Genomic DNA, 13,494 nt, shown 5'->3' with positions numbered 1-13,494 from the left:
GGATGGGGAACGGCCGGCCTTCGGGCCGGCCAGGCTGCAAAGTCAGGGGAACGTCATGAAGTCCAAAGGCGTCGAGGGAACGATCACACCCGTCATCCTGTCCGGCGGTTCGGGAAGCCGGCTGTGGCCGCTGTCGCGGTCGCTGTATCCGAAGCAGTTCCTGCCTTTGGCAAGCGAATTGACGATGATGCAGGAAACCGTTCTTCGCATCGTCGACAAACGCTTCGCAAGGCCCTTCGTCATCTGCAACGAGGAGCACCGTTTCATCGTGGCGGAGCAGCTGCGTGCGCGGGCCTGCCAGCCGGCCGAGATCATCCTGGAGCCGGTCGGCCGTAACACCGCCCCGGCCGCCTGCGTCGCAGCCCTCAAGCTTCTGGAAACGGACAAGGATGCGCTGATGCTGGTGATGCCGTCCGATCACGTCATCGTCTATCCGGAGCGCTTTCTTGAGGCAGTGAGCCGGGCGGCCGGCGCCGCCGCGGATGGAGCACTGGTGACCTTCGGCATCACACCGGAACACGCAGAAACCGGATATGGCTATATCAAGGCCGGCGCAGCACTGGAGGGGCATGACGGTGTCTGTGCCGTCGAGCGTTTCGTCGAGAAGCCCGACCAACCGACCGCAACCTCCTATCTTGAGGACGGATCCTATCTCTGGAACAGTGGCATCTTCCTGTTTTCCGCCGCCGCCTATCTGGCGGAGCTGGAACGCCACACCCCCGCCATGGTCGCAGCCTGTCGCGCCGCCCTGTCCCAGGCGGAACGCGACCTGATGTTCTGCCGGCTTGCTTCCGCAGCCTTTGACGCCTCCCCGTCGGATTCCATCGATTACGCGGTGATGGAAAAGACCGGGCGGGCTGCGGTCGTCCCGGTCAGCATGGGCTGGAACGACGTCGGCGCATGGTCCGCTCTGTGGGACATCGGCAATCGGGATGCGTCGGGCAATGTGACCCAAGGCGACGTCATCCTGCACAATACACGCGACACTTATGTACGGTCAGACCACCGCTTGGTTGCCGTGGCTGGCCTGGATAACATCGTCGTGATTGAGACCGACGACGCCGTTCTCGTCACCGACCGCGCCCATGCGCAGGATGTGAAGCAGATCGCCGAACGTCTCAAGGTCGAAGAACGGCCCGAACACGCTTGTCACACCACGGTCCACCGGCCGTGGGGCTCCTATCGCGGCGTCGACCGGGGCAAGCGGTTCCAGGTCAAGCGGATCGTCGTCAATCCGGGCGAGCGATTGTCGCTGCAACTGCACCATCACCGGGCGGAACACTGGATCGTCGTACAGGGAACCGCCCTGGTGACCCGGGGAGAAGAGCGTCTCTTCTTCTACGAGGATCAATCCGTCTATATCCCGATGGGGACCCCTCACAGGCTGGAAAACCCCGGCAAAGTGCCGCTGCATCTGATCGAAATTCAGACTGGCGGATATCTCGGCGAAGACGATATAATACGATTGGATGATGCATACGGACGGACAGCATTAACCCATCACCAAACGACAGAGGAAGCCCTCTAGAGTTTTGTGTTTAGGGTTTGTGTAATTCTTGACACAAAGCATCACACAGTCCCGCTCTGCAATCAATCATTAGTCAAAAGTCGTCCTTGGGAAGACAGGAAAATGCGCAAAGAAACTGCTTCAGTAGCGAACTTCGAGAAAGAAGTATCTGACGCATACACCAACATTCTCGGACGGCATGTTGACCCGACTGGATTGAGAGACTACTCCGTTGCAATGGCGAATGGTCTTTCAAGTGAAAATCTTATACTCCTGCTGGCAAGTTCAGAAGAGTTTTTTCTGAAACGTCGCAAGCATTGCGAAGTTGTAGCAATACTTTTGAATGGCAGCAGAGGGACAATAACCAAATCACCCCGTTGGAATAAGTTTCTCGAAAATATGCTCTCGGGGGCAGATATCTCCGAATGCTTAAATTATCTTGCTCATAAGGCGGATAATATTCGAGTGCGTGGGAATAGCGGTTTTTCTATTTTGCGATCTCCTGAGCAGTCATTCGCAATTTCCTTGAGTGGATATTATCAGGGAAAGCTGTCCGGATGGGCCATCAATCTTGACAACCCGATGAAAACTGTGCATGTAAGAGGTTCGGTCTGCAAAAGAAGCGCATTCACAAATACAGAACACAAGAAGCACTCAAATGGAATCATGCAAATTGATTCCAATTTCGGTGAATTTAATCTCTCAATTTCTTCTAACTCGCTCGATGGTGATTTTTTCCCGTTTGATGTTTCATCGGAAAAAGAAAACGTTATGAATATCAGATTCCCAATTTCTGGTATTCGCGATATCAACAAAATCAAAGACTATGTTGAAAAGCCAGTTCCTGTGAGCATTGTCGGGAAACTGACGATGAGCAACGGCATTGGAATGCATTCTTTTGCATTTTATCGCTGTCTCAAAGATAGAATTGAACTTCAGGTAATTGACACTCGCAAAAATGAGAGCGACGTATATCAGACAGATGACAGCATGCTTGCTGATATCGTGCAGGACGGAGCGGAACCACGGCCATCTGATGTATCCGTGTTTACAGACGTCCTCTGGAATGGGAAAGGCGACACCAACTTTAAGCGTGTCCCGCCGAGCACCGTTCGTTATGCGTACGTTGTTTTTGATTCAAGCTATATCCCGGTAAAGTGGGTCAATATTCTTAACGAAAATTTTGACGCCGCTCTTGTCCCCAGTGAAAACCTCGTTGAAGTCCTTCAAAATTCCGGTGTGGCTGTTCCGGTCTTTACACTCCCGCTTGCGCTGGATCTACGGGAGTTCCAACATCTTCGTCGCTTCCGCACCGCCAATCGTGCCCGCAGCGGGCAGTTTCTGTTTGGCTGTATCGCGGGATATGGACAGCGCAAGAACATAAAGCTCTTGATCGACGCATTCCACAGTGAATTCAAAACTGCGGAGGATGTGCAGCTGATCATCCATAGCAACGTTAATTTCAACAATCACTATGAGGAGCTCTCCAAGTACATCAGTACTCTGGGAGTGGAAAACATCATACTTAGCTGTGGGAACCTGTCTGATTTCGAGTTCCTGCGCCTTTTCGCGTCTTTTGACTGCTTTGTGCAGATTTCAAAAGGCGAAGGATATTCGATTCCACCACGCCAGGCACTGGCGGCTGGGATGCCGGTCATACTCTCAAACAACAGCGCGCATAAAGCCATATGCGAAAGCGGCATGGCGATCAGCATCCCATCAGACATTCCTGAGCCAGCGCTGTACGAGTCCATCGATGGACAAAATATTGGACTCCAATATGATTGCAATATTTTGGATGTTCAGAAGGCTCTTTCTGATGTCTACACCAATTTCCAAAAGTATTATTTGAAGTCTACGGAGCGTAAAAAGTGGGCATCTCAATTCTCAATAGAGAATCTTAAGGAAAATTATTCGACGGCAGTTCAGCCCAAAGATGTCTTTTTTGGGAAAAGGAACTCCATTGAGAAAAATTACCTGGAAACAAATTCTTTGAGCTTGTACAGGAAATTTTCCGATCTGAAGAAGATGAGGCGTTCCAGTGTACAGGATCGTCAAAGAATTGTTGTGCCTGGGCATGATGGTGGCTTTCTTTCAGTTTTCAATACTTTCATATCTCATCTGGTTTGGAATATCGGCCGAGATGAAGTGGAGTACCTGATCCCTGACTGGCGAATTGATCGAATTCAGGAATACAGAAAGTCCTCCAAGTTTCAAAGCTTCTGCTATGGACGACCTGAGGATGGGAATTTGTGGCTGAAGCTATTCAATCCCCTCCATGAGATAGATCTGCCTGAAGAAGCCTACAATGATCGGGATTTTCTGGAAAATGACGTTATATACTATGATGATTACAATGAGAAAAATGAGCCTCTTCTGACGTATGTGCATGCATATAAGCTTTATAAGAAAGATGATTTCAAGAAGTGGCGGAAATGGTACAATAACTTTCTCAGGAAACACGTTTCTCTTAGGGAAAATCTTAGGACAGAAATTGAATTTTTCAGAAGAACAAAAATGAATGGTAAATATTGTATCGGCGCTCATGTCCGACATCCATCTCACGGCATTGAGCAGCCAGGAGCTCGTATGCCGACTGTGGATCTTTATATTCATCATATATTGATGAAAATATCTAAACTTGGGCATGAAAACTATGTTGTCTTCCTTGCGACAGACCAGGAGTCCATCACTCATCGCTTCAAGGAAATCTTTGGGGATCGAGTTTGCTTCCGTAACGACGTAAAGCGCACAACTCTTAAAGATGATGAGCGTTTTAACAAGCTATCCCTGACAGAGCAAATGGCTGAAGGGCACCAGATTCAGCACTTGACAGCCGCCGATTCCAAGAGTTGGTCGATCCGCATGGCAGAGGAAGTAATCATAGATACATTCCTTTTGGCATCATGTGATACTGTCATCCATACTACGAGTAACATTGCCACGGCTGTCAGCTACATCAACCCAGAGCTGGAGATGATATACTGTGAATAATAACGCAGAAGACAAAAAGAGGGCTGAGTACTTGTACCAGCAAGGACTATTCATCAACCGTCTCAAAGATATATATGGGATGCACATAGATTATGAGTACATTCTTGAAAAAAGCTATCGTAGATTCTTAAAAAGAGGCGACATAATAATAGATGTCGGCGCGCACAGCGGCAGGCATTCGCAGCATTTCGTGGATATTGTTGGGGAATCCGGCCGCGTAATCGCTTTCGAGCCTCTTGACTATTTTTGGAGGATCACGAGCGAAAAGCTGAAGCCTTACTCCTGGTTTGAATGTCACAATGTTGCTTTGTCAAACTACAACGGTGTTTCAGAATTTACTGTTGCGCGTGGCACGCCTGAGGAGAGCGGGCTGAAAAGGAAAGAGTATATTTATCCAGAGCGAGCCGACCCTGAGCAAGTGCAAGTCGATGTCAGATGTCTTGATAATTATACAACAAATCTTGAGGGAGTTTCTTATATAAAGATAGATATAGAAGGAGGGGAGATTGATTGTATCAAAGGAGGGATCGATTCTATAAAAAAATTTAGACCAATATTAAGTATAGAATATGGATGGAATGGTTATAGTAGATATGGTTATAAAAAATCTGATATATTTAATATATCAAAATCAATTGGATACAGCATAACTGATATATTTTCTATTCATATTCCGAATATAGATGAGTGGGAATCTATCTGCGACCATGTTGCGTACTGGGATTTCTTCATGGTTCCGAATGAAAAGCTGAAGGAATTCTGTCAGAAACTGGAATCTCCCTTTCCATGCGACACAGAGAGCACTAAGGGCGTCTAGCCGCAATACCGTGTCGTTAAGCCTGCCCGCTGCCGGACACGGCCGAGATCGACACGCGCTTCGGTCGACCGGCGGCGTCACGCGGCCAAAGCGCCTTCCCCAGCTGCGGCCTGCTGGCCCTGGCGGAGACCGGCACCCACGCGATCTTTGCCGCCGCGTTCGACGCCTACACCGTGGCGGAGACGACGCTGGCCGGGCGTCTGCTCGATCGGCTCCAGCCAGGCATGCTGTGCCTGGCCGACCGCGGCTTCGTCGGTTTCGGGCTGTGGCGGGCGGCCTGTGCCACCAACGCCGATCTGCTGTGGCGTCTGCGAGCCAATCAGGTGTTCGCGTGCGAGACGGTGCTGCCGGACGGCTCCTGCTTGAGCCACCTGTATGTCTCGCCCGCGCATCGCCGCCGCCGGGAAGGAGGCGTGCTGGTTCGGGTCATCGACTACCGGCTCGACGGTGTGCCGGCGGCTGAGCCCGTGTATCGGCTGATCGCCGCATTGCTTGATCCCACCACCGCACCCGCCGGCGGGTTGGCCGCGCTGTACCAAGAGCGCTGGGAGGCGGAAGTCCTCTTCGCCGAGATCAAGGTGACGCTGCCCGGCCGCCGGTTGATGCTGCGCTCGCGCCGAGCCGATCTGGTTGAGCAGGAGGTCTATGGGCTGCTGCTTGTCCACTTCGCATTGCGCCACCTGATGATCCGGGCTAGGCAAGCCCTCGAGGCAACGCCGACACTGTCCGCGCCATGACACCGCCCTCCGCAGACCATGATCTGCGACCTTCAACGGGCGGGCAGGCTTAACGACACGGTATTGGGGCTAACGCCCGTCAGGCGCTCCACTCCTCGCGAGCTCAGCGCAGAAATCCAGGAAGGCACGAACTTTGGCCGCCGGGTGGCGGCGGGACGGTTGGATAGCGTGAAGCGGAAAGGTCTCGTCGGGCCAGTCTGGAAAGAGATCGATCAGCGCACCGCTTGCGATCCAGTGCCGGCTGCCCAGGGACATGACCTGTGCCACGCCGGCTCCTGCAAGACAGGCCTGCAGCATTGTGTTGACATCGGTCAGCAGGAGCGGCCCTGTCGTCGGGACAGGCAGGATCTGTTCGCCGCGCCGGAATTCCCACTCGAATGGCCGTCCCGTCAGGGGATTGCGGAACTGGATGCAGGCGTGATCACAGAGATCCTCCGGCCTTTTCGGCTTGCCGTGGGCCGCGAGATAAGAAGGCGCCGCCACCGTCAGGATGCGCGTCTCCAGCAGGAGCCGTGAAATCAGCGACGACGGAGGCTGCGGCCCGAAGCGGACGGCGATGTCCATGCCTTCCGAGACCAGATCGCCGACATCGTCGCGGGTGTGAATTTCGATCTGAAGCTCGGGATAACGCTCTGTGAAACCGGGCAGATGCGGTGCCAGCACCAGCCCGGAAAAGAACGGATCGACATTGACCCGCAAACGGCCGCGCACCGAACTGGCAGCCCCCGATGCAGCGCCAGCAGCTTCTTCGATGCCTTCCAGATGCATAACCACGGCTTCATAGAAGCGCGCGCCTTCATCGGTCAGGTGCAGCGATCGGGTCGTCCTGTCGAAAAGCCGGATACCCAGCCGGGTCTCCAGCCGCGAAATCGAGCGACTGACCCCGGACGGGGTGAGACCGAGCATCTCGCTTGCAGCCGCGAACGTTCCTCTTTCGACGACAGCGGCCAGCACGCCGACGCCGGACAGGATACGACCATCGAAATTCATCCCCGACACTCCGGACGTCCCGCTTTGCCTCATCGGGCAATATATGATTTGCAGTCATGATTTAAACGACAAATCGATGTTATGCGCATCAATCGATCTCCGGCATCGTCGTCGAACCCCAAAGCTGGAGATTTGGCATGACTGAAAACGTCATTCATCAGCATCATGGAGGCTCCGCCCCGGCGGCTGCCTTCATCGAAGAAACCAAACGGCGCTCGCCACTGGCCGAAGAACTCGCGGTCGTTGCCCTGTCGCTCGGAACATTCGCCTTCGTCAGCACTGAACTGATGCCCATCGGCATCCTGCCTCAGATGGCGGATGGCGTCGGCGTGTCGCTCGGTCAGGCCGGGTTCCTGGTCACGGGGTTTGCCTTGCTCGTGGCGATTGCGGCAACTCCGCTCACGGCGGCGACACGCCGCTGGAACCGCAAGTGGCTGATGCTCAGCCTTCTCCTGGCCTGCACGTTCGGCAATGTGCTGACCTGTTTCGCGCAGACCTATGCCGTGCTGCTGGCAAGCCGGCTGACCGTTGCCGCCGCCATCGGAATTTTCTGGTCGACGGCGGCCAGCATGGCGGTGCGGATCGTTCCCGGGAAGCACGCCGTTCGGGCCACGTCAGCGGTCTATGGCGGCTTGGCGCTCGCCTCCGTGCTCGGCATTCCCGCAGGAACCTTCCTTGGCAATTACGCCGGCTGGCGCATCGTCTTCGTCGCGCTCGCGATCCTTTCCCTCGCCGTCTTCATCACGATGTGGTTGACCCTGCCCAATCTCGCCGCGAGCCATGACGGCAAGCACAGCACGGTCGCACAGGCATGGCGGGAACCGCCCCTACGCGCGGCGGTCTATGTGACCGCACTCATCATGATGACGAATTTCCTTGCCTTCACCTATATCGCGCCGTTCCTTGAGCAGGTCACGGGCTTCGAGACGTCATGGATCGGCGGCCTGCTGCTGGCCTATGGCGCCGCGGGCCTGGTGGGCAATTTCGGCATCGCGCCGATCATGGCGCGCGGATACCGGCCGACGCTCTTGGTCACGATGATCGTCCTGACCGCCAGCATCGCCGCACTGGGCTTTGCCGGCACGAACCGCGGGCTTGTCATTGCCCTTCTCCTGGTCTGGGGTGCCGCCTATACCGCCCTGCCGGTTCTTATGCAGACCTGGGTATTCAAGGCGGCGGCCCATCTGAACGGCCCCGAGGCGCCGTCCTCGCTTTACGTGTCCGCCTATAACGGCGCCATTGCGGCCGGCGCCTTCGTCGGAGGGGTGATCGTCGATCATGCCGGACCGTGGTCGGTCATGCCGGTCTCGGCGGTCATCGGCATTCCCGCATTGCTGATCGCACTGAAACATGCACCGAACTGAGAGGGCATTGCCGAAGAATTCCCAACACAAGGGGAGGATCGTTGGCACGCATGTTCATCACCAGGCTCCTCGACCGGCCTTGGGCCCATGACAGCCTTCTTGCCGGCGGAGAGCCGCTGCGCAAGCGCCAGGCCGATGCCCTCGCTCGCGCCGGTGATCAGGAAACTGCGGTGCATCGTCGATCTCCAGCCCCCCGCCCCGGTTCGGGAGCGGAGGCGTTGTCGCACAGGCGGGTGGATCGACAGGGATCAGGCGACCGCCGTCCGTCCGGCGCCGCGCAGGGCCGGCAGCATGTCCTCGGGTTCGGGGCGGCGGGTGTAGTCCGGGTTGACCTCGGCGTAGAGGATCGTTCCGTCCTGCCCGATGACGAAGCGGGCCGGCATCGGCAGGGTCCAGCTCGCATCGCCGTTGAACGCCGGCAGGTCGTTCTTCAGCCCCTTGTACAGCTCGATCAGATAATCGGGCAGCTCGAAGCGCAGGCCGAAAGCGGCGGCGACGTCGTTGTGCGGGTCCGACAGGATCGGGAAGCCGAGCGCATTCTGACGCATCGACTTGCGGCTGTTCGGGGCCGTTTGCGGCGAGATGGCCACCAAGCTTGCACCGAGAGACTGGAAGGTCGCAAGCGCCGTCTGCAAGGCCTGCAGTTCCATGTTGCAGTAAGGGCACCAGACGCCGCGATAGAAGCTGACCACCAGCGGCCCCTCCGCCAGCAGGGCGGTGGACGACACGGCCTTGCCGTCGGGGTCGTTGAGCGTGAAGGTGGGGGCCTTGTCCCCGGCCTTGAGCGCACGGCCGGCGGCGCCCGAGGCGATCAGTTCGGCGGTGGCGCGGTGCATCGTCTCGATCACCGGGCGGGGGACGCTGTAGGGCGGCTTGCCCGCCTGGAAATCGGCCTTGAAGGCGTCGAGCTTGTCCTGGAGCGACATGGCGAAATCCTTCGTCGTATGGAGTGAAGGGAAAATGCGGATCAGCCGTTCGCTGCGGCGGAGCGGGCGACCTCGGCCGCGCTGATGCCTTCCAGCGCCAGGCCGTAGCCGGCGCCTTCGTCGACGATCCGGCGCAGCTTCTGCGTCAGCGCGATGCGCGTGTAGCGGCTGGTGAGCGGCGGCAGGGCGGCCAGTCCTTCGGCGATCTCATGCGCCCGGGCGAGCAGCTGGCCGGCCGGCACGATCTCGTTGACGGCGCCCCAGTCCTTGGCGGTTTGGGCGTCGAGAACCTGGCGGGTCAGGATGAAATGGCGGCCGCGGATGCTGCCGATCACCTCCGGCCAGAGCAGGTTGACGCCGTCGCCGGGAACGATGCCGAAGTCGAAGTGCGGCTTGTCCTGAAAGACCGTTTCCGGCGTGGCCAGCACGATGTCCGCGAGCAGCGCATATTCGGAATGCAGCAGAACCGGTCCGTTAAGGGCGGCGATCACCGGTACCTCGATGTCGAGGATGTTCATCAGCACTTTCTTGCCTTCGCGGAAGATCTTGTCGTAACCGCGCGGGCTGAAGAAATCGAACCCCTCGGGGCTGATGGCGTCCATGAAGGCATCGCCCGACCCGGTGAGGATCACCACCCGGTTCTCGGAGTCCGACCCGATCCGATGGAACAGGTCGACGAACTGCTCGTGGGTATGGCCGTTGAAGACGAGCTTGCCGCCGTCTGTGTGCAGCGTCACTTCCAGAACGCCGCTGTCCGAACGGGTCAGGCGCGCATTGGCGAAGGCGGTCCGGTAACTCTCGAAACGGGCCATCGGGGTCACTCCTTGCATTGGATTTGGTTCGGATCGGCGGTGTCAGGCGGCCTGGGGAACCAGAGCCTCGATGCGGGCGATTGCGCGTCGAACGGCGGGCCGGGCGGCGACGGCGTCGAGCCAGCGGACGAGGTTGGGGCGGCCGTCGAGCGTCATGCCGGGGAACTCGCGGCGCCACAGCCAGCCGAAATGGGCGATGTCGGCGATGGTGAGGTCGCCGCCGGCGACGAAGCGGCGCTCGCCGAGCAGCGCGTCGAGCCGGTCGAGCACGCGGTTGGCCTCGGCGGTGAAGCGCGCTTGGGCGAGCGGCTGCGGCTCGGCGGCGAGGCGCTTGAAGAACCCCGCGTTGCCGAAGGCCGGGCTGAGCGCGGAGGCGTGGAAGAACAGTTGCTCGAACACCCGCGCGCGGTCCGCACCGTCGGGCGGCAGCAGCCTGCCGGTCTTCTCGGCGAGATGGACGAGGATGGCGGCGCTTTCCGTCAGCACCAGCGCCCCGTCCACCAGCACCGGAACCTTGGCGTTCGGGTTCAGCGCGAGGAAGTCCGGGGCTTTCTGTTCGCCCTGGCGGATGTTGACGGGCTTCAGGACATAGGAGAGGCCCATCTCCTCCAAGGCGATCGGAACCTTGACGCTGTTCGGCGTCGCAAATGCATAAAGTTCGATCATGGTTCGCTTCTCCCTTGCAGCGTCGTCGCCGATGGGAGAGGTATCGCCATTCCAGACTTCGGGTGGCAGTCCGACTGGAGCGATAACGGAAATTCCTGTCAGGAATAATGATGGACCGATTGCAGGCGATGGCCAGCTTCGTGCGGGTGGTGGAGACCGGCTCCTTCTCGGGCGCGGCGCGGCAGCTCGGGGTGGGTCAGCCGGCCATCTCCAAGACGATCGCACAGTTGGAGGAACGGCTGCAGGTGCGCCTGCTGCTGCGGTCGACGCATGGCCTGACGCCCACCGAAGCGGGACTGCGCTTCTATGAGCGCGCCCGGCTCGCCATCCGGGAGGCCGATGAAGCGGAGCTGGAGGCGCGGGGCGCCGGGGCCGGCCTGTCGGGCCGGCTGCGCATCTCCGCCGCGACCACCTTCGCCCGGCTGCTGATCGTGCCGCGCCTGCCCGAGTTCCTGAGCCGCCATCCGGAGCTGGACATGGAGGTGATCCTGGACGACCGGGTGATCGATCTGGTGTCCGAAGGGATCGACGTCGCCCTGCGCATGGGCACGCTGTCGGATTCGACTGCGGTGGCGCGGCGGATCGCCAGCGGTGGCCGCTCGGTCGTGGCGACCCCCGCCTATCTGGCTCGCGCGGGCGTGCCGCGGACCCCGGCCGACCTCGCCGACCACGACGCGGTGGTCTACAGCCAGCTCAGCAACAGCTGGGCGTTCCGGCAGGGCGGGACCGAAGCGTCGGTGGTGGTGCGCGGCCGGCTGCGGGTCAGCGCGGCGGAAGGGATCCGGGCGGCGGTGCTGGCCGATCTGGGGCTGGCGGTCGCGTCCGACTGGATGTTCGGTCCCGAGCTTGCCGACGGGGCGGTGCGGCGCGTGCTGGAGGACTGGACGCTGCCGCCGATCGATTTGTGGGCGGTGTTTCCCACCGGCCGGCTGGCCAGCACCAAGGCGCGCGCCTTCGCGGAATTCGTCGCCACCATCGTGAACGGCGACGGTGCGGCGGCAGCAGCAGCGGCGGAGGAGGTGGTGGGGTTGGGTGGGCGCCCTTCCCAGCGGGATCATTCCCAGAAGGCATAAACGTTAGTCGGGCAGCCCGCCTACGCGGCAATTTGGGACTGGGGCATGGTCCGATCCATCGAACGCAACCGATGGAACAAGGACTCGCCTCCATGACCCAGTTCATCAGCCACACCCTCGACACCGCCCCGGATGCCGCAAAGCCGATTTTCGAGGGCGTGAAGGCCGCTTTCGGCTTCGTGCCCAACCTGCAGTCCTATATGGCGGAATCGCCGGAACTGCTGGCCGGCTACACGGCGCTGTGGGATCTGTTCGCCAAGACCACGCTTACCGCCCATGAGCAGCAGGTCGTCTATCTGACCGCCAATTTCGAGAACGAGTGCCACTACTGCATGGCCGGCCACACCACGCTCGCCCGGATGCAGAAGATGGGCGAGGACGTGATCGCCGCCCTGCGCGCCGGCAGCGAAGTGCCCGACGCCCGGCTGGAGGCGCTGCACCGCTTCGCCACGCTGGTGGTGCGCAACCGCGGCTGGGTCGCCGACGCGGATGTCGATGCCTTCCTGGCGGCCGGCTTCACCCGCCGCAACGTCCTGGAGGTGGTGCTCGGCGTCGCCACCAAGGTGATGAGCAACTACACCAACCACATCACCCACACGCCGCTCGACGCCTTCATGACGGGCAACGAGTGGAGCAAGCCCGCCGGCGCCTGACATGAGGGCAGGGCGCCATTCTCGCCACGCACCCGACAGGCCTCGTCACTGAATCGATCCATGTGGAGTTGAGATGAGTCTCTCTGGAAAACGCACGCTGATCACCGGCGGCTCCAGCGGCATCGGCTTTGCCGCCGCCCAGGCGCTGGGCGAGAAGGGAGTGGCCCTTGCCATCACCGGCCGGCAGCCCGACCGGCTGGCCGCGGCGGTCGAGGCCTTGCGGAAGGCTGGAGCGTCGGTGACCGGCATCGTGGCCGATGTCGCCACCACCGAGGGGCGTCGGCAGACGCTCGAGCGGGCGCTCGGCGCATTGGGCGGGCTCGACATCCTGGTCAACAATGCCGGCGGTGTTCGCGCCGGGCGGCTGGAGCAGATCACGGAGGAGGACATCCTCGCGATGGTCGCCGTCGACCTGACCGCGCCCATCCTGTTGACGCGCGCCGCCCTCCCGGCGCTGCGCGCCAGCGGCGAAGGGCTGGTGGTGAATGTTTCGTCGGGCCTGGGGCTGGTCGGCGCACCATTCTACGCCACCTATGCCGGTGCCAAGGCCGGTCTGGCACGGTTCGGCGAAGCCTTGCGCCGCGAGCTGAAGGGTGAGGGCGTCCATGTGCTGACCGTCTATCCCGGCGCCACCGACACCCCGATGATGGCGTCGAACAACGCCGGTCCGGAGTTGGGCTTCACCCGCGAGAGCGCGGAAGCCGTTGCCGCGGCCATCCTGGCGGGGATCGAAGCGGAAGCGCTGGAGGTGATCCGCGGCGGCGAAGCGCGGGCGGCGATGATCGCGCTCAACCGGGACGACCCGCTGGCCATCGATGCGCGGTTCCTCGATCTCAAGGCCCGCCTTGAGGTGGCGGTCAGGGAGCATGCCGCCTTGTGAGCAGGGATCGGCGGCGGGCTTGAGCGCTACGCCTGCGGACGGGCGCGCAGCCTGACCGACGCCCCCGATCCCATG

At 59.6% G+C, this 13,494-nt stretch carries 12 protein-coding genes; 8 read left to right on the top strand and 4 right to left on the bottom strand.

Features of this window, described 5'->3' with window-relative positions:
* Nucleotides 1–55: 55 nt before the first annotated feature.
* The 4 genes from I71_RS23315 to I71_RS23305 all read left to right on the top strand — a co-directional run bounded on the left by I71_RS23315 (nt 56) and on the right by I71_RS23305 (nt 6,055).
* On the top strand, nt 56–1,528 hold the full coding sequence (locus tag I71_RS23315) for a mannose-1-phosphate guanylyltransferase/mannose-6-phosphate isomerase (protein ID WP_042699001.1): 1,473 nt from the start codon (nt 56–58) through the stop codon (nt 1,526–1,528).
* 102 nt (nt 1,529–1,630) lie between these two features.
* Entirely contained in the window at nt 1,631–4,501 is a 2,871-nt protein-coding gene (locus I71_RS36325) for a glycosyltransferase (protein ID WP_083897348.1), read from the top strand.
* The gene (locus I71_RS36320) at nt 4,494–5,318 is read left to right on the top strand and encodes an FkbM family methyltransferase (protein ID WP_148294339.1); all 825 of its coding nucleotides are present in this window, start codon (nt 4,494–4,496) and stop codon (nt 5,316–5,318) included. Before I71_RS36325 ends, I71_RS36320 begins: the two co-directional genes overlap by 8 nt.
* A gap of 29 nt (nt 5,319–5,347) precedes the next feature.
* The gene (locus tag I71_RS23305; RefSeq protein WP_083897346.1) at nt 5,348–6,055 is read left to right on the top strand and encodes an IS4 family transposase; all 708 of its coding nucleotides are present in this window, start codon (nt 5,348–5,350) and stop codon (nt 6,053–6,055) included.
* Between the two features lie 69 nt (nt 6,056–6,124).
* Here the strand turns inward: I71_RS23305 and I71_RS23300 are convergent, their stop codons facing one another.
* Nucleotides 6,125–7,045, bottom strand: a complete 921-nt coding sequence (locus tag I71_RS23300) for a LysR family transcriptional regulator (RefSeq protein WP_042698995.1) — start codon at nt 7,043–7,045, stop codon at nt 6,125–6,127.
* 137 nt (nt 7,046–7,182) lie between these two features.
* On the opposite strand from I71_RS23300, the gene I71_RS23295 reads away from it, so the two are divergent.
* Complete coding sequence (locus I71_RS23295; RefSeq protein WP_049976280.1) at nt 7,183–8,409, top strand: MFS transporter; 1,227 nt, start codon at nt 7,183–7,185, stop codon at nt 8,407–8,409.
* 248 nt (nt 8,410–8,657) lie between these two features.
* On the opposite strand, the gene I71_RS23290 is transcribed toward I71_RS23295, so the two are convergent.
* The 3 genes from I71_RS23290 to I71_RS23280 are packed head-to-tail and all read right to left on the bottom strand — an operon-like array spanning nt 8,658 to nt 10,813.
* Nucleotides 8,658–9,335, bottom strand: a complete 678-nt coding sequence (locus I71_RS23290; RefSeq protein WP_042698992.1) for a peroxiredoxin-like family protein — start codon at nt 9,333–9,335, stop codon at nt 8,658–8,660.
* Between the two features lie 41 nt (nt 9,336–9,376).
* Entirely contained in the window at nt 9,377–10,147 is a 771-nt protein-coding gene (locus I71_RS23285; protein WP_042698989.1) for an enoyl-CoA hydratase/isomerase family protein, read from the bottom strand.
* Nucleotides 10,148–10,189: 42 nt separating this feature from the next.
* The gene (locus tag I71_RS23280) at nt 10,190–10,813 is read right to left on the bottom strand and encodes a glutathione S-transferase family protein (RefSeq protein WP_042698987.1); all 624 of its coding nucleotides are present in this window, start codon (nt 10,811–10,813) and stop codon (nt 10,190–10,192) included.
* Nucleotides 10,814–10,923: 110 nt separating this feature from the next.
* On the opposite strand from I71_RS23280, the gene I71_RS23275 reads away from it, so the two are divergent.
* The 3 genes from I71_RS23275 (at nt 10,924) to I71_RS23265 (ending at nt 13,419) form a co-directional block, all read left to right on the top strand.
* Nucleotides 10,924–11,886, top strand: a complete 963-nt coding sequence (locus I71_RS23275; RefSeq protein WP_244434001.1) for a LysR family transcriptional regulator — start codon at nt 10,924–10,926, stop codon at nt 11,884–11,886.
* Between the two features lie 92 nt (nt 11,887–11,978).
* On the top strand, nt 11,979–12,539 hold the full coding sequence (locus I71_RS23270; RefSeq protein ID WP_042698984.1) for a carboxymuconolactone decarboxylase family protein: 561 nt from the start codon (nt 11,979–11,981) through the stop codon (nt 12,537–12,539).
* Nucleotides 12,540–12,612: 73 nt separating this feature from the next.
* Nucleotides 12,613–13,419 (top strand): SDR family oxidoreductase, encoded by an 807-nt coding sequence (locus tag I71_RS23265; protein ID WP_042698981.1) that lies wholly within the window; start codon nt 12,613–12,615, stop codon nt 13,417–13,419.
* Nucleotides 13,420–13,494 lie beyond the last annotated feature (75 nt).

It is taken from the genome of Azospirillum sp. B506 (assembly GCF_000333595.1).
In the GTDB taxonomy this organism is placed as follows: domain Bacteria; phylum Pseudomonadota; class Alphaproteobacteria; order Azospirillales; family Azospirillaceae; genus Azospirillum.
Note: the sequence above shows the minus strand (reverse complement) of the source record. Positions and strands in the feature narration are given on the sequence as shown.